Raw genomic sequence first — 19,388 nt, forward strand, 5'->3', positions numbered from 1 at the left:
GAAGTTCTCTGTCCGTAGTGAAAGGTCCATCCATGCCGAGACGCCGCGCCGATTCGGCGGCAGCCAAGGCCGGCGCCGCGCGCGCCCGCGGGCCCCTGCCGCCCGCAGCGCCCATTGGCCGGCACTTCACGCCGCGGCACAAGGCCCCGTTGTGGCTTAAGATTGCCGCCGTGGCCGTTTCGGGCGTATTGGTCCTGGTGCTGGGCACGGCAGGCGTCCTGATCATGAAGCTGCAGGAAAACGTCACCACCGCACCGCTGAACGCGGGCGTGCTGGCGGACGGCAGGACCAAGGCCCCCGTCGAGGACTCCGGATCGCTGCAGGTGTTGATTCTCGGCACCGACACCCGGGCCGGCAAGAACAGCGAATATGGCACGGCCGCCGAATCCGCCGGCCAGGGCAACTCCGACGTCATGCTCCTGATGAACATCTCCGCGGACAACTCCCAGGTCTCGGTGACCAGCTTCCCCCGTGACCTCATGGTCCCCATTCCGGACTGCAAGTCGGCGGCAACCGGCCAAGTCGTGCCCGGCCAGGCGATGGGCCAGCTCAACTCGGCGCTGTCCGCCGGCCCCGGCTGCACAGTGGCGGCCATCAACGAACTGACCGGCCTGACCATCGACCACTTCATGCTCGCCGACTTCACCGCCGTGAAGGAACTCTCCAACGCCCTCGGCGGCGTCCAGGTCTGCGTGAACCACGCCATGTACGACGTCAACGGATCCTTCCTGAAACTGCCGGCCGGCAAGAGCCTGGTCAAGGGGGAGCAGGCGCTCGCCTTCCTGCGCACCCGCCATGCCTTTGGCGACTCGAGCGACCTGGACCGCATCAAGGCCCAGCAGTACTTCCTCGGATCCATGGTCCGCAAGGTCAAGGAGGAAGGCACGCTTACCAACCTTCCCAAGCTGTACCAGCTGGCGGACGTCGTCACCAAGAACCTCACCATCGACGAGGGCCTGGCCAACATCCCCGCCATGGTGGGCATTGCCACCCGCCTGGCAAAAATCAACCTCGCGAACGTTTCCTTTGTCACGGTGCCCACCGAACCGTATGTGGCCGACCCCAACCGGGTCCAGCTAAAGGAGCCGTCGGCGGGACAGTTCTTTGCCGCGCTCCGGCACGACACCGCCCTGACGAAGGCGCCGGCGGCGCCCAGCGCCACCCCGTCCGCGCACGCCACTGGGGCGGCATCCACCTCGGGCGCCTCCGGTGCAGCAAGTGCGGCCCCGGCACCCTCGACACGGTCGGTCCCGGCGACCACCACGCCCGCCTATGACAAGGCGGCCCAGCCCATCGGCGTCGCCAACGCGTCGGCCATTGCCGGCCGGGCCACGGAAGTCCTCCAGAGCCTGGCCACGGCGGGCTTCACCAACTCCTGGGCCGCCGGCGATGTCGCGGCCCAGAACGAAACTAGGGTCCTCTACGGGCACGACATGGGCGACGTCGCCGCGGACATCGCCAAACACTTCAAGATTCCGGCTTCCGCGGTGAAGTCCGACCCCTCCATTTCCGGCGTGCAGCTGGTCATTGGCACGGACTGGACCAGCGGCACCGAGTTTGGCAAGATAGTGGTCCCCAAGGACATCGTTGCGAGCACCGCCGACCAAAGCGGCGGCTGTCTCACCGTCAACCCGCTCTACTACACCTACTGACGGTCCGCCGCGGGGTCCGGCTACCAGATGCTGACGCGGTCCCCGGGTTCCATCCACAGCCCGTCCCCGGTGCTCGTGCCGAAAGCGTCGTGGAAGGCGTCCAGGTTGCGGACCACGGCGTTGCACCGCCATTCGGCGGGGGAGTGGGGGTCCACGGCAAGCCGGCGCACGGCCTCCTCCTGGCGGATTTTCGTCCGCCAGCATTCGGCCCAGGAGAAGAAGAACCGCTGGGCGCCGGAGAGACCGTCAATTTCGGGCGCCTGCGCCCCGTCAAGGCTGAGCTGGTAGGCCTTGTAGCCGATGGCCAGCCCGCCCAGGTCCCCGATGTTCTCCCCAAGGGTCAGCTCCCCATTGACGAACTGGTCCGGGGCGGCGGTGGGGGAGAGCGCGTTGTACTGTTCCACGAGTTTTGCAGTCAGGGCCTCGAAGGCTGCGCGGTCGGCGTCGGTCCACCAGTTGCGCAGGGCCCCGGTGCCGTCGAACTGCGATCCCTGGTCGTCAAAGCCGTGGCCGATCTCGTGCCCGATCACGGCGCCGATCCCGCCGTAGTTGGCGGCGTCGTCTGCCCCGGCATCAAAGAAGGGCGGCTGCAGGATGGCGGCCGGGAACACCACCTCGTTCATCGTGGGGTTGTAGTAGGCGTTGACCGTTTGGGGCGTCATGAACCATTCCTCGCGGTCGATCGGCTCGCCAATCTTGGCCAGCTGGCGGGCCAGCTCAAACGCGTTGCTGCGCTCAATGTTGCCGATCAGGTCCCCGGGCACGATCTCCAGGGAGGAGTAGTCGCGCCACTTGGACGGGTAGCCGATCTTCGGGGTGAAGGCATCCAGCTTGGCCAGCGCTCGGTCGATCGTTTCCCGGCTCATCCAGTGAAGCCCGGAGATGCTTTCCCTGTAGGCCTCAATGAGGTTGGCCACGAGGACTTCCATGTGGGCCTTGTGACCCTCCGGGAAGTGTTCGGCCACGTACAGCTGGCCCACCGCCTCGCCAAGGGATCCCTCAACCAGGGCCACCCCGCGCTTCCAGCGGTCCCTGATGGACGGGGTGCCGGTGAGCGTGGTGCCGTGGAAGGCAAAGTTTTGATCCACAAAGTCCCTGGACAGGTACGGCGCGGCGCTGGAAATGATGCGCATGGCCAGCCAGGCCTTCCAGTCGTCGAGGCGGCCCTCCACCAGCAGCGGGGCCTGCCCGCGGAAGAAGTCGGGGGTGGCGATGACCAGCTCGGCGCCCTGTCCGGCGCCCACGCCAAGGGCATCCAGCCACAGCTCCAGGGCAGGCAGCAGCTCAAGTGCGTCCCGCTTGGCCATGAGGTTGTAGGTTTTCCGCGGGTCGCGCAGGGTCACCTTGTCCCAGTGCGTGGCCGCAATCTCGGTCTCCAGCGCCATGATGCGCGCAGCCTTGGCCGCCGGTTCCGCAATTCCGGCCAGGGCCAGCATGGCCTCGACGTGTGCCACGTAGGCGTCGCGGATGGCGGCAAACTTTTCCTCCCGGTAGTAGGACTCGTCCGGCAGGCCCAGCCCCGACTGGAAAAGGTGGAGGAGTGCGCGGTCCGGATTGCCGGCGTCGTTGTTGACGTAGGCACCGAACAGCCCATCCCCGCCGTTGCGGTCCAGCTCGCCCATCAGGCTGATGACGGCGGCAATGGAGCCGGCCTCCTCGACCGCCTTGAGCCGTGGGGTGAGGGGCGAGGCCCCCGCGGACTCCACGGCGGCCTCATCCATGAAGCCGGCGTAGAGGTCGCCGATCTTGGCCTCGATGCTTCCGGGGGCGGTCCCCGGCCGGGCCGCCGCAGTGGCGCAACGTTCAATGATGGCCCGGACGGCGGCCTCGGAGTCGTCGCGCAGGGCGGTGAACGCCCCGCTCAGGGCGCGGTCGTCCGGAATGACCTCGGCCGCCAGCCACTTGCCGTTGACATGCGCGTACAGGTCGTCCTGCGGCCGGGTGCCCTGGTCGATGTTGCCGAGGTTGATGCCGGAATGAGTCAAAGTGATCTGTCCCCTTGGATTGTTAGGTGCGTTCCGCCGCCCCAAAGGCGGCACCGGTGGTCCGTGACGGGCCGCCAACACACAGCGGATGGCCCTTTCACCATCATCCTAGTGCCGTGCTAGTCTACAAATGTGCGTACTGGAATGCTCCTTCTTAGCTGCCGCGGCGAGGCCTGAACCACGTTGAACTGATCAACCTGGCACTGGCCGCCCTCGCTGCGGTGTAAGTGGCGCCCGGCCAAGCTTCCAAAAGTTGAACAAGATTAAGGTCACTTCCATGCGAAACGCACAAAAGCCCTCAGGCATGCCGGTCCACCGCTACATTCCATTCCAGGACCAGATCACGGTCAACCTCCCGGACCGCACCTGGCCGGACAAGGTCATCACCAAGGCCCCGCGCTGGTGCGCCGTGGACCTGCGCGACGGCAACCAGGCGCTCATCGACCCCATGAGCCCGGGCCGGAAGATGAAGATGTTCCAGCTGCTGGTCAAGATGGGCTACAAGGAAATTGAGGTCGGTTTCCCGTCCGCGTCGCAGACGGACTTCGACTTTGTGCGGCAGCTGGTCGAGGGCGGCCACATTCCCGACGACGTCACCATCCAGGTCCTGACGCAGGCCCGCGAGCACCTGATTGAGCGCACCTACGAGTCACTGGCCGGTGCCCGGCAGGCCATTGTGCACCTCTACAATTCCACCTCCGTGCTGCAGCGCCGGGTCGTCTTCAAGCAGGACGGGGACGGCATCCTGGACATCGCGCTCCAGGGCGCACGGCTGTGCAGGAAGTACGAGGAGTCCCTGGCGGACACCCACATAACCTATGAATACTCCCCGGAGTCCTACACGGGGACCGAGCCGGAGTTCGCGCTGCGCGTCTGCAACGCCATCGCCGACATCTTTGAGGCTTCGCAGGACAGGCAGGTCATCATCAACCTGCCCGCCACCGTGGAAATGGCCACGCCCAACGTGTATGCGGATTCCATTGAGTGGATGAGCCGCAACCTGCACCCGCGGGAGGGAATCATCCTCTCGCTGCACCCGCACAACGACCGCGGCACCGGCGTCGCCGCCGCGGAGCTGGGCTACCTGGCGGGCGCGGACCGGATCGAAGGCTGCCTTTTCGGCAATGGTGAGCGCACGGGCAACGTGGACCTGGTCACGCTGGGCCTGAACATGTTCACGCAGGGGATCGACCCCATGATCGACTTCTCCGACATCGACGACGTCCGGCGCACCGTGGAGTACTGCAACCAGCTGCCGGTGGCCGAGCGCACGCCCTACGGCGGTGACCTGGTCTTCACGGCGTTCTCCGGTTCCCACCAGGACGCCATCAAGAAGGGCCTGGAAGCGCTGGAGGCGGACGCCGCCGCGGCGGGCAACCCTGTCTCGGAGCACACCTGGGCCGTCCCGTACCTGCCGGTCGACCCGAAGGACCTGGGCCGCAGCTACGAGGCCGTGATCCGGGTGAACTCACAGTCCGGCAAGGGCGGCGTGGCCTACCTGCTCAAGAACGAACACAACCTGGACCTGCCCCGCCGCGCACAGATTGAATTCTCCGGCGTCATCCAAAGGCGCACCGACACCGTCGGCGGCGAGGTCAGCGGCGGTGAGCTGTGGAACATCTTCACCGACGAGTACCTGCCCGCCGAGGTCTCCAATGACGCCTGGGGCCGCTACAGGATCGGCTCCTTCACCACGTCCACCGACGACGACGGCGAAATGACGCTGATTGCCACCATGACGATCGACGGGGTGAAGTGCAGCCGCACGGGCACCGGCAACGGGCCCATCGCCGCGCTGCTGGCCATCCTGGGCGAGGACGGCGTGGACGTGCGGGTACTGGATTACTCCGAGCACGCGCTGAGCGAGGGCGGCGACGCCCGGGCCGCAGCCTTCGTCGAATGCGCCGTGGGCGAGCGCGTGCTCTGGGGCGTGGGCATCGACGCCAACACCTCCACGTCCTCGCTCAAGGCCGTCATTTCCGCGGTCAACCGCGCCATCCGGGACGCCAACGCGTAGGCATCCGCGCCGGCGGCCGGGCGTGGTGGGTGGGGAAGTGAAGCGGCAGGTGGGAGGATGTAGGGGTGTCCAGTCAATCGTTCGCCTCGCGCACCTACCGGGATGACGCGGTCATCCTGCGCACCCACAAATTGGGTGAAGCGGACAGGATCATCACGCTGCTGACCCACCGCCACGGCCAGCTGCGCGCCGTGGCCCGCGGCGTCCGGCGCACCAGCAGCAAGTTCGGGGCGCGGCTTGAACCGTTCATGGTGGCCGACCTCCAGCTGGTCAAGGGCCGCACACTGGACATCGTCACCCAGGCCGTGGCGAAAGCGAGCTACGGCGACGCCATCGCGGCCAACTATGACCGCTACGTGGTGGCGGCGGCCATGGCTGAAACGGCCGAGCGGCTCACGGACGTCGACGGCGAAACCTCCGGCGCGCACTACCTGCTGCTGGTCGGTGCCCTGGCCGCGCTGAGCCGCGGGGCGCATGCGCCGGAGTTGATCCTGGACTCCTATCTCTTGCGGGCCGTGTCGATCGGCGGCTGGGCCCCCAGCTTCGGCGACTGCGCCCGGTGCGGGGAGCCCGGCCCCCACGGCTCCTTCAGCGCGGCACTGGGCGGGGCCGTGTGTCCCGCATGCCGTCCGCCGGGATCGCCGGCGCCCGCGCCGCAAACCATGTCCCTGCTGGCCAGCCTGCTCAGCGGCGACTGGGCGGGGGCCGATGCGTCGGAAAACACTCACCGCCGGGAGGCCGCCGGCCTGGTGGCAGGCTACGTCCAATGGCATTTGGAACGCACTGTGCGTTCCCTGAAACTTGTGGAGCGTGTGTAGAAACCCATGGCAGCACAACAAGGGAGCCGCGGCAAGCCGCGGTCCGCCGTCACGGCCCCGTGGCCGCACCCGTCCGGTGCGGTGATGCCGGACATTCCGGCGGCACTCATACCCCGGCATGTGGCGATTGTCATGGACGGCAACGGCCGCTGGGCCAACCAGCGCGGCCTGCCGCGCGTGGAAGGCCACAAGGCCGGCGAACCCGCACTGCTGGACGTCATGGCCGGCGCCATCGAAATGGGCATCAAGTACGTCAGCGTCTATGCGTTCTCCACCGAAAATTGGAAGCGGTCACCGGACGAGGTCCGCTTCCTCATGGGATTTAACAAGGACGTATTAAGACGCCAGCGGGACCAGCTGGACGCCTGGGGCGTGCGCATCCGCTGGGCCGGCCGCAAGCCGCGGCTCTGGGGCTCGGTCATCAAGGAACTCCAGGTGGCCGAGGAATGCACCAGGGACAACACCACCATCACGTTGACCATGTGTGTTAACTACGGCGGGCGGGCGGAGATCGCCGACGCCGTGGCGGCACTGGCGGCCGACGTGGCCGCCGGCAAGGTCAACCCCAAGTCCATCACCGAGCGAAGCATCCACAAGTACCTGTATGTCCCGGACATGCCGGACGTCGACCTGTTTCTGCGTTCCAGCGGCGAGCAGAGGACCTCCAACTTCCTGCTGTGGCAGAGCGCCTATGCCGAGTTCGTCTTCATGGATACGCTGTGGCCGGACGTCGACCGAAGGACGCTGTGGGCCGCGGTGGATGAATTTGCCCGCCGCGACCGTCGATATGGCGGCGCCGTCGATGCCGCCACCGCGGCCCGGCAGCAGGGGTAGTTGTTGGCACACCCGTGCCATTAACCGTTGCCGGAAGCGTATCCCCGCAGCCAGCGCTCCAGCCGCCGGTACGCGTCCCGCCGAACGTTCCCGGTGGAGAGGAACACCTCGTGCAGGGCCCCGTCAATGCGTTCCACGGTGACGCTGTCACCCAGCGACACCGCGCGCAGGGCCAGGGCGCGCACGTCCAGCACCACGTCCGCCCGCAGCATCGCGTCGTTCCACACGGGCCCCAGCATGCTGCGCGACGAGAGCAGGACAAGGACGGGCATGGGCAGGCCGAGCCCGCCGGCCACGCGGCGCTGCGCCGCCAGGACAGCCCGCATCCAGCCCGCCCGGACCGGGAACGCCTGGGGCGGGCGCATGCTGCGGTCCACGCGCCACTCGCCGTAGGCCTCGTCGCTGATGCCGCGCCAGTAAAACGTCCGCTCCGGGACGCGCATCCGCGTCAGCGGGCGCAGATCGGCCACGGGGCGAACCAGGGGAGTGGCCGCACGCCGGATGGCCGCGCCGCCCTGGATCTCCAGCCACGGGCTGTTGAGCACAAGCTGGCCCACCTTGGCCGGATATTTCCGGGCCCACAAGGCCGCGATCAGCCCGCCCGTGGAGTGGCCCATGAGGAGCAGGGGAAAGTCGCGGCCCCCCGCGCCTGCTTCCGCCTGGATGGTGGCGTGCGCCACAGTGATTTCATCGTCGTAGTCCGACAGGTCGTCCACGTAGCCGCCGAGTTCGTGACTGACCAGGTTGCGGCCGTGGTTGTGCAGGTCCAGCGCGTGGAAATCATAGCCGTGTCCAGTGAAAAACTCCGCGAGCCCGGTGTTGTAGAAGTAGTCGCTCCACCCATGGATGTACAGCACTGCCGGTCGCCGCACGGCTCCCGCCGCGGCGGCCGCCGGCTCTGCCTGACCTGCCGTGCCCGCCGGGCGGTGGCGGACCAGGGTGGCCTGCCTGGGCGTGCCGTCCGGGCGCGGGACCGCCAGCACGAGTGCCTGGTAGTCCGGACCCAGAATGTCGCCGGTCCAGGCGCCGGGCCCTCCGCTCACGACGCCGTCGCTGCCGCCGCGCTGCGCCCGGCGCTGCGCCCCGAGAACAGGCAGCCGCCCAGGAACGTCCCCTCCAGGGAGCGGTACCCGTGCATCCCGCCGCCGCCGAAGCCGGCCGCCTCGCCCGCGGCAAACAGCCCGGCCAGGGGCGCCCCGGCGTGGTCAAGCACCCGGGCAGCCAGGTCCGTCTGGAGCCCGCCCAGGCTCTTGCGGGTGAGAGTGGACAGGCGGACGGCAATCAGCGGGCCATGCTCCGGGGCGAGCAGGGGGTGCGGCGGCACCACGCGCATCAGCCGGTCCGTGGCGAAACGGCGGGCCTCGCGAATGGCGTTGAGCTGGGTGTCCTTGCCCAGCCCGCTGAGCACCTGCCGGTCGCGCGCGGCCAGCGTCTCGTGGAGTCCGGCAGGGTCGATCAGGTCCTCGCGGATGAGGGCGTTCATCCTCCGGGCCAGTTCCTGGGCGGTGGAGGCCTGGAGGAAGTCCACGCCGCGGTCCAGAAACTTCTGGACGGGCCCGGTGGCCCCCGGCAGGGCCCGCTTGGCCAGCAGCTTGACGTCCCTGCCGGTCAGGTCGGGGTTTTGCTCGGAGCCGGAGAGCGCGAACTCCTTGCTGATGATGGTCTTGTTCAGCACAAACCAGGAATGGTCGTGCCCCGTGGTGCCCAGGTGCCGCAGCGTCCCCAGCGAGTCACAGCCTGGGAACAGGGGCACGGGGAGCCGCTGCCCGGTCGCGTCCAGCCAGAGCGGGGACGGCCCCGAGAGGATGCGGATGCCGTGGTTGGGCCAAACCGGGTCCGGGTTGTGGATGCCTTCGGGGTAGTGCCACATGCGGTCGGTGTTGACGAGCCGGCCCCCGGCCGCGGCCACGGCCTGCTGGAATTCCCCGTCCACCGAAGCAGGCACGCCCGTGAGCATGGACTTCGGGCTGGCGCCGCCCGGCCACTGGCGCCGGACCATGTCATGATTGCCGCCAATGCCGCCCGTGGTGACCACCACGGCGCCGGCCGAGGCGGTGAAGGAGCCCGCCACATCACGGCTGCTGGCCCTGCCCCGCCCGGCGGGGGAGGCGGCGAGGACGTCGCCGCGCACCCCGGTGACGCGTCCGGCGTCGAACACCAGCTCCGTGGCGCGGTGGCGGAAGGCCATCCGGACCCGCCCCCCGGCCACGCCCTCGGCCACCTTGGCCAGGAACGGCTCCAGGATTCCGGGACCCGTGCCCCAGACCACATGGAAGCGCGGGACGGAGTTGCCGTGTCCCTGGGCGTCGTAGCCGCCGCGCTCGGCCCACTGGACCAGGGGGAAGAAGCGCACGCCCAGGGAGTGCAGCCAGGCCCGCTTCTCGCCCGCGGCAAAGTGCACATAGCCTTCCGCCCACTGGCGGGCCCAGTAGTCAACGGGCCGGTCAAAGGCCGCCGACCCCTGCCAGTCGGACAGGGCCAGCTCCACGGTGTCCTTCACGCCCAGCCGGCGCTGCTCGGGGGAGTCCACCAGGAACAGCCCGCCAAAGGACCAGTGGGCCTGGCCCCCCAGCGACGCTTCCGGTTCCTGGTCGAGCAGCAGCACCCGGCGGCCTGCGTTGTAGGCTTCCGCGGCGCAGACCAGTCCGGACAGCCCGGCCCCGACAACCACAACATCGGCCTGAAACGTGGACCCGCCGGCATTGCTTTCCATGACGCCATGCTAGTGCCTGCCTCCGGACCGCGACGCGGACGCCCCGCCGTTTTGCAGTTGCGCCGCCAAGACGGAAAACTGGGGGGCATGCGCATCTACCCCACCTTCTTTCGGCTCTGCTTCTCCTGGATGGACGCCGAACGGGCGCACAAGATCGGGTTCACGTTGATCAAGGCGGCCCACAGGGCGGGTGCCGGTGCCGTGCTGCGTCGCCTGTTCGCCCCGTCCCCGTCACTGCGGACCACCGCGTTCGGGCTCACCTTCCCCACGCCGTTCGGCCTCGCCGCGGGCTTTGACAAGGAAGGCCGGGGCATCAACGCACTGGCCGACCTGGGCTTCGGCCACATTGAGGTGGGGACCATCACGGGACAGGCGCAGCCCGGCAACCCGCAGCCGCGCCTCTTCCGCCTCGTCGAGGACCGGGCCGTCATCAACCGCATGGGATTTAACAACGACGGCGCCGCCGCCGTGGCGCCACGCCTCACCAGGGCGCTGGCCGAGCTGGGCGGCGCGTACGCGGGGGTCCGGCCCGTGGTGGGCGTGAACATCGGCAAGACCAAGGCTGTGGGGCTGGACGACGCGCTGGCGGACTACCTGGTCAGCGCCCGCACCCTGGCACCGTCGGCGGACTACCTGGTGGTGAACGTCAGCTCGCCCAACACGCCCGGGCTGCGCCTGCTGCAGAACGTTGAAACCTTGCGCCCGCTCCTGGCCGGGGTGGGCGAAGCCGCCGATTCCGCGGCGGGCCGGCACGTGCCCCTGCTCGTGAAGATCGCCCCGGACCTCTCCGATGAGGACATCGCCGACGTCGCCGAACTGGCGCTGGACCTGGGACTTGACGGCATCATCTGCACCAACACCACCATCAGCCGCGACGGCCTGGCCAGCCCGGCCCGGCTCGTGGAGGCGAAGGGGGCGGGCGGCCTGTCCGGCGCGCCGCTGAAGGCCCGCTCCCTGGCCGTGCTGCGGCAGCTGAAGGCCGCGGTGGGGGACCGCCTGGCCCTGGTCTCGGTGGGCGGCGTGGAATCCGGCGCGGACGTGCAGGAACGCCTCGACGCTGGCGCCACGCTGGTCCAGGGCTACACGGCCTTCCTCTACGAGGGGCCATTCTGGGCGTCCCGCATCAACAAGGACCTGGCCAGGCTGCGGAAGTAGGCGGCAGCCCGCCGCCTGAAGGGCCCGCGGTTGCCGCTATGCGGGGCGCGCTGCCGGGCTGACCGTCTTGGCGGGATCACGCTCGATGCTGGGCGCAAGGGCCGAATCGATGGCGGCCATGAGGTCGGCCGGAATCCTCACGCCGGAGGCCTTGACGTTTTCAGCCACCTGTTCGGGGCGGGAGGCGCCCACCAGGGCCGTGGCGACGTTGTCGTTTTGCAGGACCCAGGCGATGGCCAGTTGCGCCATGGACAGTCCAAGCTCCTCGGCGACGGGTCGCAGCTTCTGCACGTTCTCCAGGATCGAGTCGTCCAGGTAACGGCTGATGGTGTCCTTGCCGCCATGTTCGTCCGTGGCGCGCGAGCCGGCCGGCGCGGGCTGGCCCGGGAGGTACTTTCCGGACAGCATGCCCTGCGCCATGGGCGACCACACGACCTGGGACATGCCCAGTTCCTTCGCCGCCGGGATGACCTCGGGCTCAATCACCCGCCACAGGGCGTTGTACTGCGGCTGGTTGGACACCAGCGAGAACCCTGCCTGGCGGGCCAGGGCCTGGCCGCGCCGCATCTGGTCCGCCGACCATTCGCTGACGCCGATGTACAGCGCCTTGCCCGCACGGACCACGTCGGCAAATGCGGCGATGGTTTCCTCCAGCGGCGTCTCATGGTCGAAGCGGTGGGCCTGGTAGAGGTCCACATAGTCCATGCCCAGGCGTCGCAGCGAGCCGTTGATGCCCTCCATGATGTGCTTGCGGGACAGCCCGGTGTCGTTGGGCCCCTTCGGTCCCACCGGCCAGTACACCTTGGTAAAGATTTCCAGGGACTCGCGGCGCTCTCCGGCGAGGGCGTCGCCAAGCACTTCCTCGGCCTTGCCGTTCGCGTAGGCGTCCGCCGTGTCAAAGGTGGTGATGCCGGCGTCGAGCGCGGCACGCACGCAGGAGGTGGCGACGTCGTTCTCCACCTGCGATCCGTGGGTGAGCCAGTTGCCGTAGGTGATTTCGGTGATCTTCAGGCCTGAGCGGCCAAGGTATCGGTATTCCATGTCCCCAGCCTAACCACACCCGGCGCCGGGCACGGCCAAGCCGGCGCGGCTTAAACGGCGGAGCCGGCCGCTTCCGTGGGGAAGGGACCGGCTCCGCGGCGTCCTGGGATCAGCTGGGCCACTCGCCGCGCTTGACCATCGGCTTGGGAAGTCGCAGCCGGCGGAACTGCAGGGAACGCATGGTGCCGTACCAGATCACGCCGTGGTCCACGGTCTTGAACTTCTCGACCAGCTTGCGCTTGAGCTTGCGGGACATGAACCAGGCATCAACGGCCACACCGGCCACCATGACCCAGAACAGCATGAAGATGTAAATTTGCGAGTTGTTCGTGGGCGGGATGACCACGGTCAGGATCACGATGGCCAGTGCCACGAACATGACGTATTCGCCGAGGCTGAAGCGGGCGTCCACGAAGTCGCGGGCGTAGCGCTTCTGCGGGCCCTTGTCGCGGATCGGCAGGAAGCGCTCCTCGCCGGTGTCGAGGGCGCGGCGCATGCGGGCCTGCTCCTCCCGCCGGGCGTCCCGGGCAGCTTCCTTGGCTGCGGCACGGTCGTTGGGAACCAGCGGGCGCTTGCGGGCTGCCTCCTGTTCCCTGCGCGACGGCGTGGGCACGCCCTTGGCCGATTGGGGGTCCCTGGACCTGTCAATCGATTCGGAGGAGGCAGGCGCGGCCTGCGGGTCGGGGGCTTGATCTTTCTTACGTCCAAACACCCGTAAAGGATACCCCGGAAGCGCGCCGCCGCTTGACGGGGGCGTGTGATGGCGGCGGTAGGCTGGATTTCATGACTGAAGATACCCATCCCGTGTCCTCCTCCGGCCTTGGCGCCGGAGTCCCCGTCGACGCCCTGCGCGGCAGCGTGGGCCGCAGATTCGGTGCGACAGTGGCCGAACTCAAGGAACTCGTCGCCATTCCGGGCATCGCCTGGGACGCCTTTGACGCCGCCCAGCTTGACCGCAGCGCCGAGGCGGTGGCGGCGCTGGTGCGCGGACTGGGCCTGGACGATGTGCAGGTACTGCGCGTCAACAAGGAGGACGGGACGCCGGGCGGACCCGCAGTCGTCGCCCGGAAGCCGGCACGGCCCGGCTATCCCACCGTGGTCCTCTACGCCCACCACGACGTGCAGCCGCCGGCGGACCTGTCGCTCTGGGAGACCGAGCCGTTCACCGCCGTCGAAAGGGACGGCCGGCTGTTTGGCCGCGGCGCCGCGGACGACAAGGCGGGCATCATGGCCCACATCGGTGCCATGCGTGCGCTGTCCGAGGTCCTGGGCGCGGACTTCGGCCTCGGGGTGACTTTGTTCATCGAGGGCGAGGAAGAGGCGGGTTCGCCCACCTTCCGCACTTTCCTGCAGACTTACCGCGAGCTCCTCGCCGGCGACGTGATCGTCGTCGCCGATTCCTCCAACTGGAAGGTGGGCGTCCCGGCCCTGACCACCAGCCTGCGCGGCCTGGTGGACGGCACCGTGGAGGTCCGGGTGCTCCGGCACGCCGTGCACTCAGGCATGTTCGGCGGCCCAATCCTGGACGCCCCCACGCTGCTTTCCCGCCTGATTGCCACCTTCCACGACGACGCCGGATCCGTCGCCATCGAGGGACTCACCTCCGGCGGGCATGCGGACCTGGATTACCCGGAGGAGACCTTTCGTGCCGACGCCGCGGTGCTGGACGGCGTCCGCCTTGCCGGCACGGGGAGCATCACCTCGCGCCTGTGGGACAAGCCGGCCCTGTCCGTCATCGGCATGGACATCCCTTCCGTGGCCATGAGCTCGAACACGCTGCTGCCGGCGGCCCGCGCCAAGATCAGCGTGCGGCTGGCCCCCGGACAAGACCCCGACGCGGCCATGGCTGCCCTCGACGCCCACGTGCAGCGCCACGCCCCGTTTGGCGCGCGCACGACCTTCATCCCGGGGGAAGCCGGCCAGCCGTTCGCCACGGACACGGGCGCCCCGGCGGCACAGACCGCGCTGTGGGCGCTGGGGGAGTCCTGGGGCGTTCCTGCCGTCGAGAGCGGCATGGGCGGTTCCATTCCCTTCATCGCCGACCTGAACGAGGTGTTCCCGTCGGCCCAAATCCTGGTGACCGGCGTCGAGGACCCCGACTCCCGGGCGCACAGCGCCAACGAATCGCTGCACCTGGGCGACTTTGAAAAGGCGATCGTTGCGGAGGCGCTCCTGCTGGCCGCCGTGAACGCGTCCATGAACGAGCCCCGCTAGCACTTTCATGACGGGGAAGGTGAGGCGGGGAACACAAACGGGCCCTGCATGGTTGCCAAGGTTAGCGCCCGTGCCGGGCCCGACGTAGCATGTATTTGTACCCCACGTAAGGAAATGCCATGACTGCAAATGTCCACGAAGAAACCACAGCTTCCCTTGATGTGGCCGAACTGCCCGCCCACGGCGTGCTGATCAGCGACGTCGCCGCCGGGAAGGTCCGCAGCCTGCTTGAACAGGAAGGCCGCACCGACCTGCGCCTGCGCGTCGCCGTGCAGCCGGGCGGATGCTCCGGCCTGATCTACCAGCTGTACTTTGACGAGCGGCTCCTGGACGGGGACGCGGTCCGTGAGTTTGACGGCGTCGAGGTCGTCATCGACAAGATGAGCGTGCCCTACCTCGATGGCGCCAGCATCGACTTTGAAGACACCATTTCAAAGCAGGGTTTCACCATCGACAACCCGAACGCCGGGGGCTCCTGTGCCTGCGGCGACTCGTTCCACTGACAAAGCCTTATACCTGATGCAGGGCCGATCGGCGGATTTTCACTTTTCGCCGCCGACGCACGGTGGGTTTGGTGCGCATTTTGCGCGCCATGGCGGTAAGCTCTACATCGAGTAGTAAAACCCGTTTCGCGCCGCAGGCACTTGGCCTGCCCGGTGCGCAGTAACAAGAGGAAGGGCCGTCTGTGAGTTCGCAGGACCGAACCGGCAGCCGACGCGCAAAAGTCATCCCCATAGCGGGGCTGGCGATTGCCGGAGCGTTAGCTTTGTCTGGATGTACGGCAGAGAATAAGAATGGCTGGTTGCCGTCGACGCGAGAGACCACCAACCACACGGCAGGGATCATTGACCTGTGGGTCAATACCTGGATCACGGTCTTGATCATCGGCCTGATTACGTGGGGCCTGATCATTTGGTGCATCATCGCCTACCGCCGCCGCAAGGGCGCCACCGGCTTCCCGCGCCAGACCAGCTACAACCTCCCGCTGGAGGTCTTCTACGTGTTGGTGCCTCTGTTCATGGTGCTGGTGTTCTTCCACTTCACCGACGTGCAGCAGCAATCCATCAACGCCCGCGTGGACCATCCGGACGTCACCATTGACGTCCGGGCCAAGCAATGGTCGTGGGATTTCAACTACCTGCAGGGTCCCAACGTGCCTGAGGGCGTATACGACGTTGGCGTCCAGGCCCAGCTCGACGGAACGGCGATCGACAAGTCGAAGTTCCCCACCCTTTACCTGCCGATCAACAAAAGTGTTGAACTGCAGCTGAACTCCCGCGACGTCGTCCACTCGTTCTGGGTGCCGGCGTTCCTGGACAAGAAGGACGTCCTGCCCGGTGTCACCAACTACATGACCCTTACGCCGACCGCCCTGGGCGAGTACGACGGCAAGTGCGCGGAGCTGTGCGGCGAGTACCACTCGGAGATGCTCTTCAACGTCAAGGTGGTCACGCAGGCCGAGTTTGATGCGCACCTTGCGTCCTTGAAGGCCAAGGGCCAGACGGGCGACCTTGGCAACAAGTACGACCGCAATCCGAATCTGAACCAGAAGTAGGGGGGAGAGGAAAGTGTCTACACTCGAGTACTCGGCAACCGAATTGAATTCGGCTGCACCTAGGGTGGTCCCCGTGTCCAAGGGACGCATCGTCGTCAACTGGATTACGTCCACCGACCACAAGACGATCGGATACATGTACCTGATCTCTTCATTCATCTTCTTCTGTCTTGGTGGCGTCATGGCGCTCATCATTCGGGCGGAGCTGTTTGAGCCCGGCATGCAGATCCTGCAGACGAAGGACCAGTACAACCAGCTGTTCACCATGCACGGCACCATCATGCTGCTCATGTTTGCCACCCCACTGTTTGCGGGCTTCGCCAACGTGATCATGCCCCTGCAGATCGGTGCGCCCGACGTCGCCTTCCCGCGGCTCAACGCGCTGGCGTTCTGGTTCTTCCTCTTCGGCAGCACCATCGCCGTCTCCGGCTTCATCACCCCCCAGGGTGCCGCGGCGTTTGGCTGGTTTGCCTATGCGCCGCTGTCCAACACCACCTTCAGTCCCGGCGTGGGCGGGGACCTGTGGGTGTTTGGCCTTGCCCTTTCCGGTTTTGGAACCATCCTTGGTTCGGTCAACTTCATCACCACCATCATCACCCTGCGGGCTCCCGGCATGACGATGTGGCGCATGCCCATCTTCACGTGGAACACGCTCATCACGGCCATCCTGGTCCTCATGGCGTTCCCCCCGCTGGCCGCGGCCCTGTTTGCCCTCGGTGCGGACCGGCGCTTTGGGGCGCACATCTTTGACCCGGAAAACGGCGGCGCCATGCTGTGGCAGCACCTGTTCTGGTTCTTTGGGCACCCCGAGGTGTACATCATCGCCTTGCCGTTCTTCGGCATCGTGTCGGAGATTTTCCCCGTCTTCAGCCGAAAGCCCATCTTTGGCTACAAGGGCCTGGTCTTCGCCACCATTTCCATTGCCGCCCTGTCCGTGACCGTGTGGGCACACCACATGTACGTCACCGGCCAGGTAATGCTGCCGTTCTTCTCCTTCATGACGATGCTGATCGCCGTTCCGACGGGCGTGAAGTTCTTCAACTGGATCGGCACCATGTGGCGGGGCTCGCTGACCTTTGAGACCCCCATGCTGTGGAGCCTGGGCTTCATCGTCACCTTCCTGTTTGGCGGCCTGACGGGGATCATCCTGGCCTCACCGCCGCTGGACTTCCACGTCTCGGACACTTATTTTGTGGTGGCCCACTTCCACTACGTCGTTTTCGGAACCGTTGTGTTCGCCATGTTTGCCGGCTTCTACTTCTGGTGGCCAAAGTTCACCGGCAAGATGCTCAATGAGCGCCTGGGCAAGATCCACTTCTGGATGCTGTTCCTGGGCTTCCATGGCACATTCCTGATCCAGCACTGGCTGGGTGTCCTGGGCATGCCGCGCCGCTACGCGGACTACCTGCCGCAGGATGGCTTCACCTGGATGAACCAGTTCTCGACCATCTCCTCCTTCGTGCTCGGCGCGTCCATGATCCCCTGGTTCTGGAACGTCTACATCACGTGGCGCAGCGCCAAGAAGGTCGAAGTTGACGATCCTTGGGGATTTGGCGCCTCGCTGGAATGGGCCACATCCTGCCCGCCGCCGCGGCACAACTTCACCTCGCTGCCGCGCATCCGTTCCGAGCGTCCCGCCCTGGACCTGCACCATCCGGAACTGGCTCCGCACTATCAACCGGCACCCGTGACCGCTTCATCGAAGGGAGCAGCCCAGTGAAGGTGGAAGCTTGGCTCTTTATGCTGGTCGGGGCGTTCTTCATCCCCGTGGGGACCGTCTACGGGTTCATGGTCAACTGGCAGGAGCACGTGGGCTTCCTGGCCCTGTTCCTGGTTGCCGGCCTGTGCCTGATGATCGGCGTGTACCTGTACTACACTGGCAACCGCGTCGGGCCCCGCCCCGAAGACCGCGTGGATGCTGAAATCCACGAAGGCTCCGGTGAACAGGGGCACTTCAGCCCCTGGAGCTGGTGGCCCCTGGTGCTCGGCCTGGCCTGTGCAACGGGCTTCATGGGCCTGGCAGTGGGCTGGTGGGTCCTGTTCCTCGGGGCCGGCCTGGCCGTGATTGCCCTGGTCGGCTGGGTGTACGAATACAGCCGCGGGGACCACGCCCACTAAGCATTGCCTGGGCGTCAAAGCCTGAATCAACGAAAGGGCCCGTCCCCCACTTCACAGTGGGGGACGGGCCCTTTCGACATTGCCGGGACGCGGGTGCCGGGACGCGGGTGCCGGGACGTCAAGTGGCGCGGGGTTGGCCGGCTCAGCCCGGCTCGGTCAGGTCCGTGCCCAGCAGTTCGGCCAGGCGGTCCACCGCCGCCCGGACGCTGTCGTCGCCGGCGCCCGTGGCCGCCACGGAAATCTCCACTTCGGTGCCGCACCCGAAGTCGGCCGTCATGACCTCCAGGAGTGAGCGCCCGTCAACGGGGTCCAGGCCCTCCTTGGCCAGCAGGATGGGCAGGCCCGTTTGGTTGACGGCGCGGACAAAGACCGCAGCCGGCCGGGCGTGGAGGCCCACGCTGGTCGCTATGGTGGCTTTCCGGGTGTACATTGCTCGCTCCTTGGCGTTAGTTGGTTTACGTAATGAGACTAGTCGTGTTTTAGGCTGTCTATCGTCAGCAAAGGAGTTTCATGGGCTATTTGGTGCCTCCGGCGAGCGACGTTCCGGGGCAGCTGGAGCGGACCTCCGGCGTCTCTGTCCACATCCAGCTGCGGGAACTGTTCCGGGGCTACATCACCGAGCATGCCAAGGCTGGCAGCCAGCTCCCGTCCGAGCGCGACCTCGCGCTGCACTTTGGCGTGGCCCGCATGACCGTCAGGCAGGCCATCGAGGCCCTGGTCGATGAGGATCTTTTGGACCGCGTGGTGGGGGTGGGCACGTTTATTTCCCATCAGAAACTCGACGTCCAGGTCAAGCTGACCTCCTATTCGGAGGAGATGCAGCGCCGAGGCATGCGCCCGGCGGCCCGGACGCTGTCCTTTGAGCAGATCCCGGCCACGGCCCGCCTGGCGCGCGAACTCCAGATGGAGGAGGGCCAGGCCGTCATCCGTTTCCGGAGGCTCCTGCTCGCTGACGAGGAGCCCATGAGCGTCGATGAAAACTTCATCCCCGCGTGGCGCGTGCCGGGGATCCTGGAGCAGGGTCCACCCACCTCGCTGTACAACCTGCTGAGCGAACGCTATGGGCTGGTCATCGAGTGGGGGGAGGACATTGTGGAGGCCAATGCTGCCACCCCGTCCATTGCCCGGCTCCTCAAGGTCGACGTCGGTGCCCCGGTCCTGCGGATGGAGCGCCACGCCTATGTGTCCAGATCGTCCGTGGACTACTCCATTTCGTTTTACCGGGCCGACCGCTACAAGCTGCGTGTGCCCCTGCAGCGGCCTGGAGTTCGCACGCGCCGCAGCTA

At 67.1% G+C, this 19,388-nt stretch carries 17 protein-coding genes; 11 read left to right on the plus strand and 6 right to left on the minus strand.

Annotated features, from left to right (window positions below; all coding sequences use genetic code 11):
• The first annotated feature begins 32 nt into the window (after positions 1–32).
• The gene (locus tag G6034_RS18215; protein WP_176636517.1) at positions 33–1,652 is read left to right on the plus strand and encodes an LCP family protein; all 1,620 of its coding nucleotides are present in this window, start codon (positions 33–35) and stop codon (positions 1,650–1,652) included.
• Positions 1,653–1,672: 20 nt separating this feature from the next.
• Here the strand turns inward: G6034_RS18215 and G6034_RS18220 are convergent, their stop codons facing one another.
• On the minus strand, positions 1,673–3,637 hold the full coding sequence (locus G6034_RS18220) for a M13 family metallopeptidase (RefSeq protein ID WP_218064053.1): 1,965 nt from the start codon (positions 3,635–3,637) through the stop codon (positions 1,673–1,675).
• Between the two features lie 277 nt (positions 3,638–3,914).
• Between G6034_RS18220 and leuA the strand changes: the two genes are divergently transcribed.
• From leuA to G6034_RS18235, 3 genes are all read left to right on the plus strand, one after another.
• On the plus strand, positions 3,915–5,654 hold the full coding sequence (leuA, locus tag G6034_RS18225; RefSeq protein WP_176636518.1) for a 2-isopropylmalate synthase: 1,740 nt from the start codon (positions 3,915–3,917) through the stop codon (positions 5,652–5,654).
• A gap of 65 nt (positions 5,655–5,719) precedes the next feature.
• Complete coding sequence (recO, locus tag G6034_RS18230) at positions 5,720–6,472, plus strand: DNA repair protein RecO (RefSeq protein WP_176636519.1); 753 nt, start codon at positions 5,720–5,722, stop codon at positions 6,470–6,472.
• Positions 6,473–6,478: 6 nt separating this feature from the next.
• Complete coding sequence (locus G6034_RS18235; RefSeq protein ID WP_176636520.1) at positions 6,479–7,306, plus strand: isoprenyl transferase; 828 nt, start codon at positions 6,479–6,481, stop codon at positions 7,304–7,306.
• Between the two features lie 20 nt (positions 7,307–7,326).
• Here the strand turns inward: G6034_RS18235 and G6034_RS18240 are convergent, their stop codons facing one another.
• Both G6034_RS18240 and G6034_RS18245 read right to left on the minus strand, forming a co-directional pair.
• On the minus strand, positions 7,327–8,349 hold the full coding sequence (locus tag G6034_RS18240; RefSeq protein ID WP_176636521.1) for an alpha/beta fold hydrolase: 1,023 nt from the start codon (positions 8,347–8,349) through the stop codon (positions 7,327–7,329).
• Positions 8,346–10,019: an FAD-binding dehydrogenase gene (locus G6034_RS18245; protein ID WP_176636522.1), complete on the minus strand. Its 1,674-nt coding sequence runs from the start codon at positions 10,017–10,019 to the stop codon at positions 8,346–8,348. The genes G6034_RS18240 and G6034_RS18245 overlap by 4 nt, the downstream gene beginning before the upstream one ends.
• 87 nt (positions 10,020–10,106) lie before the next feature.
• Here G6034_RS18245 and G6034_RS18250 point away from each other — a divergent pair, with 87 nt between their 5' ends.
• Positions 10,107–11,174 carry a quinone-dependent dihydroorotate dehydrogenase gene (locus G6034_RS18250; protein ID WP_176636523.1) on the plus strand — a complete coding sequence of 356 codons (1,068 nt, stop codon included), beginning with the start codon at positions 10,107–10,109 and terminating at the stop codon, positions 11,172–11,174.
• Positions 11,175–11,210: 36 nt separating this feature from the next.
• On the opposite strand, the gene G6034_RS18255 is transcribed toward G6034_RS18250, so the two are convergent.
• Positions 11,211–12,215, minus strand: a complete 1,005-nt coding sequence (locus G6034_RS18255) for an aldo/keto reductase family protein (RefSeq protein WP_176636524.1) — start codon at positions 12,213–12,215, stop codon at positions 11,211–11,213.
• A 109-nt stretch (positions 12,216–12,324) separates the two neighbouring features.
• A complete protein-coding gene (locus G6034_RS18260) occupies positions 12,325–12,927 on the minus strand; it encodes a DUF3043 domain-containing protein (protein WP_176636525.1) in 603 nt (200 codons plus the stop codon).
• Between the two features lie 71 nt (positions 12,928–12,998).
• Here G6034_RS18260 and G6034_RS18265 point away from each other — a divergent pair, with 71 nt between their 5' ends.
• The 5 genes from G6034_RS18265 to G6034_RS18285 all read left to right on the plus strand — a co-directional run bounded on the left by G6034_RS18265 (position 12,999) and on the right by G6034_RS18285 (position 18,102).
• A complete protein-coding gene (locus tag G6034_RS18265; RefSeq protein ID WP_176636526.1) occupies positions 12,999–14,429 on the plus strand; it encodes a dipeptidase in 1,431 nt (476 codons plus the stop codon).
• Positions 14,430–14,548: 119 nt separating this feature from the next.
• Positions 14,549–14,932, plus strand: coding sequence for a HesB/IscA family protein (locus tag G6034_RS18270; RefSeq protein ID WP_176636527.1), 384 nt, complete (start codon positions 14,549–14,551; stop codon positions 14,930–14,932).
• A 182-nt stretch (positions 14,933–15,114) separates the two neighbouring features.
• On the plus strand, positions 15,115–15,984 hold the full coding sequence (gene ctaC, locus G6034_RS18275; RefSeq protein ID WP_176636528.1) for an aa3-type cytochrome oxidase subunit II: 870 nt from the start codon (positions 15,115–15,117) through the stop codon (positions 15,982–15,984).
• Between the two features lie 13 nt (positions 15,985–15,997).
• Positions 15,998–17,704 (plus strand): aa3-type cytochrome oxidase subunit I, encoded by a 1,707-nt coding sequence (gene ctaD / locus G6034_RS18280; RefSeq protein ID WP_176636529.1) that lies wholly within the window; start codon positions 15,998–16,000, stop codon positions 17,702–17,704.
• Positions 17,701–18,102 (plus strand): aa3-type cytochrome oxidase subunit IV, encoded by a 402-nt coding sequence (locus G6034_RS18285; RefSeq protein WP_176636530.1) that lies wholly within the window; start codon positions 17,701–17,703, stop codon positions 18,100–18,102. The genes ctaD and G6034_RS18285 overlap by 4 nt, the downstream gene beginning before the upstream one ends.
• Positions 18,103–18,244: 142 nt before the next feature.
• On the opposite strand, the gene G6034_RS18290 is transcribed toward G6034_RS18285, so the two are convergent.
• Positions 18,245–18,532 (minus strand): HPr family phosphocarrier protein, encoded by a 288-nt coding sequence (locus G6034_RS18290; protein WP_176636531.1) that lies wholly within the window; start codon positions 18,530–18,532, stop codon positions 18,245–18,247.
• A gap of 80 nt (positions 18,533–18,612) precedes the next feature.
• Between G6034_RS18290 and G6034_RS18295 the strand changes: the two genes are divergently transcribed.
• Positions 18,613–19,388 (plus strand): GntR family transcriptional regulator (locus tag G6034_RS18295; protein WP_176636532.1); only part of this gene is annotated, 776 nt, incomplete at its 3' end.

It is taken from the genome of Arthrobacter wenxiniae (assembly GCF_013376105.1).
In the GTDB taxonomy this organism is placed as follows: Bacteria; Actinomycetota; Actinomycetes; order Actinomycetales; family Micrococcaceae; genus Specibacter; species Specibacter wenxiniae.

Excerpts from the sequence above, each read along its gene's own strand:
- G6034_RS18250 (WP_176636523.1), top strand. The coding sequence starts at position 10,107 with ATGCGCATCTACCCCACCTTCTTTCGGCTCTGCTTCTCCTGGATGGAC.
- G6034_RS18245 (WP_176636522.1), bottom strand. The coding sequence starts at position 10,019 with ATGGAAAGCAATGCCGGCGGGTCCACGTTTCAGGCCGATGTTGTGGTT.
- G6034_RS18290 (WP_176636531.1), bottom strand. The coding sequence starts at position 18,532 with ATGTACACCCGGAAAGCCACCATAGCGACCAGCGTGGGCCTCCACGCC.
- G6034_RS18255 (WP_176636524.1), bottom strand. The coding sequence starts at position 12,215 with ATGGAATACCGATACCTTGGCCGCTCAGGCCTGAAGATCACCGAAATC.
- G6034_RS18235 (WP_176636520.1), top strand. The coding sequence starts at position 6,479 with ATGGCAGCACAACAAGGGAGCCGCGGCAAGCCGCGGTCCGCCGTCACG.
- G6034_RS18215 (WP_176636517.1), top strand. The coding sequence starts at position 33 with ATGCCGAGACGCCGCGCCGATTCGGCGGCAGCCAAGGCCGGCGCCGCG.
- G6034_RS18270 (WP_176636527.1), top strand. The coding sequence starts at position 14,549 with ATGACTGCAAATGTCCACGAAGAAACCACAGCTTCCCTTGATGTGGCC.
- leuA (WP_176636518.1), top strand. The coding sequence starts at position 3,915 with ATGCGAAACGCACAAAAGCCCTCAGGCATGCCGGTCCACCGCTACATT.
- G6034_RS18265 (WP_176636526.1), top strand. The coding sequence starts at position 12,999 with ATGACTGAAGATACCCATCCCGTGTCCTCCTCCGGCCTTGGCGCCGGA.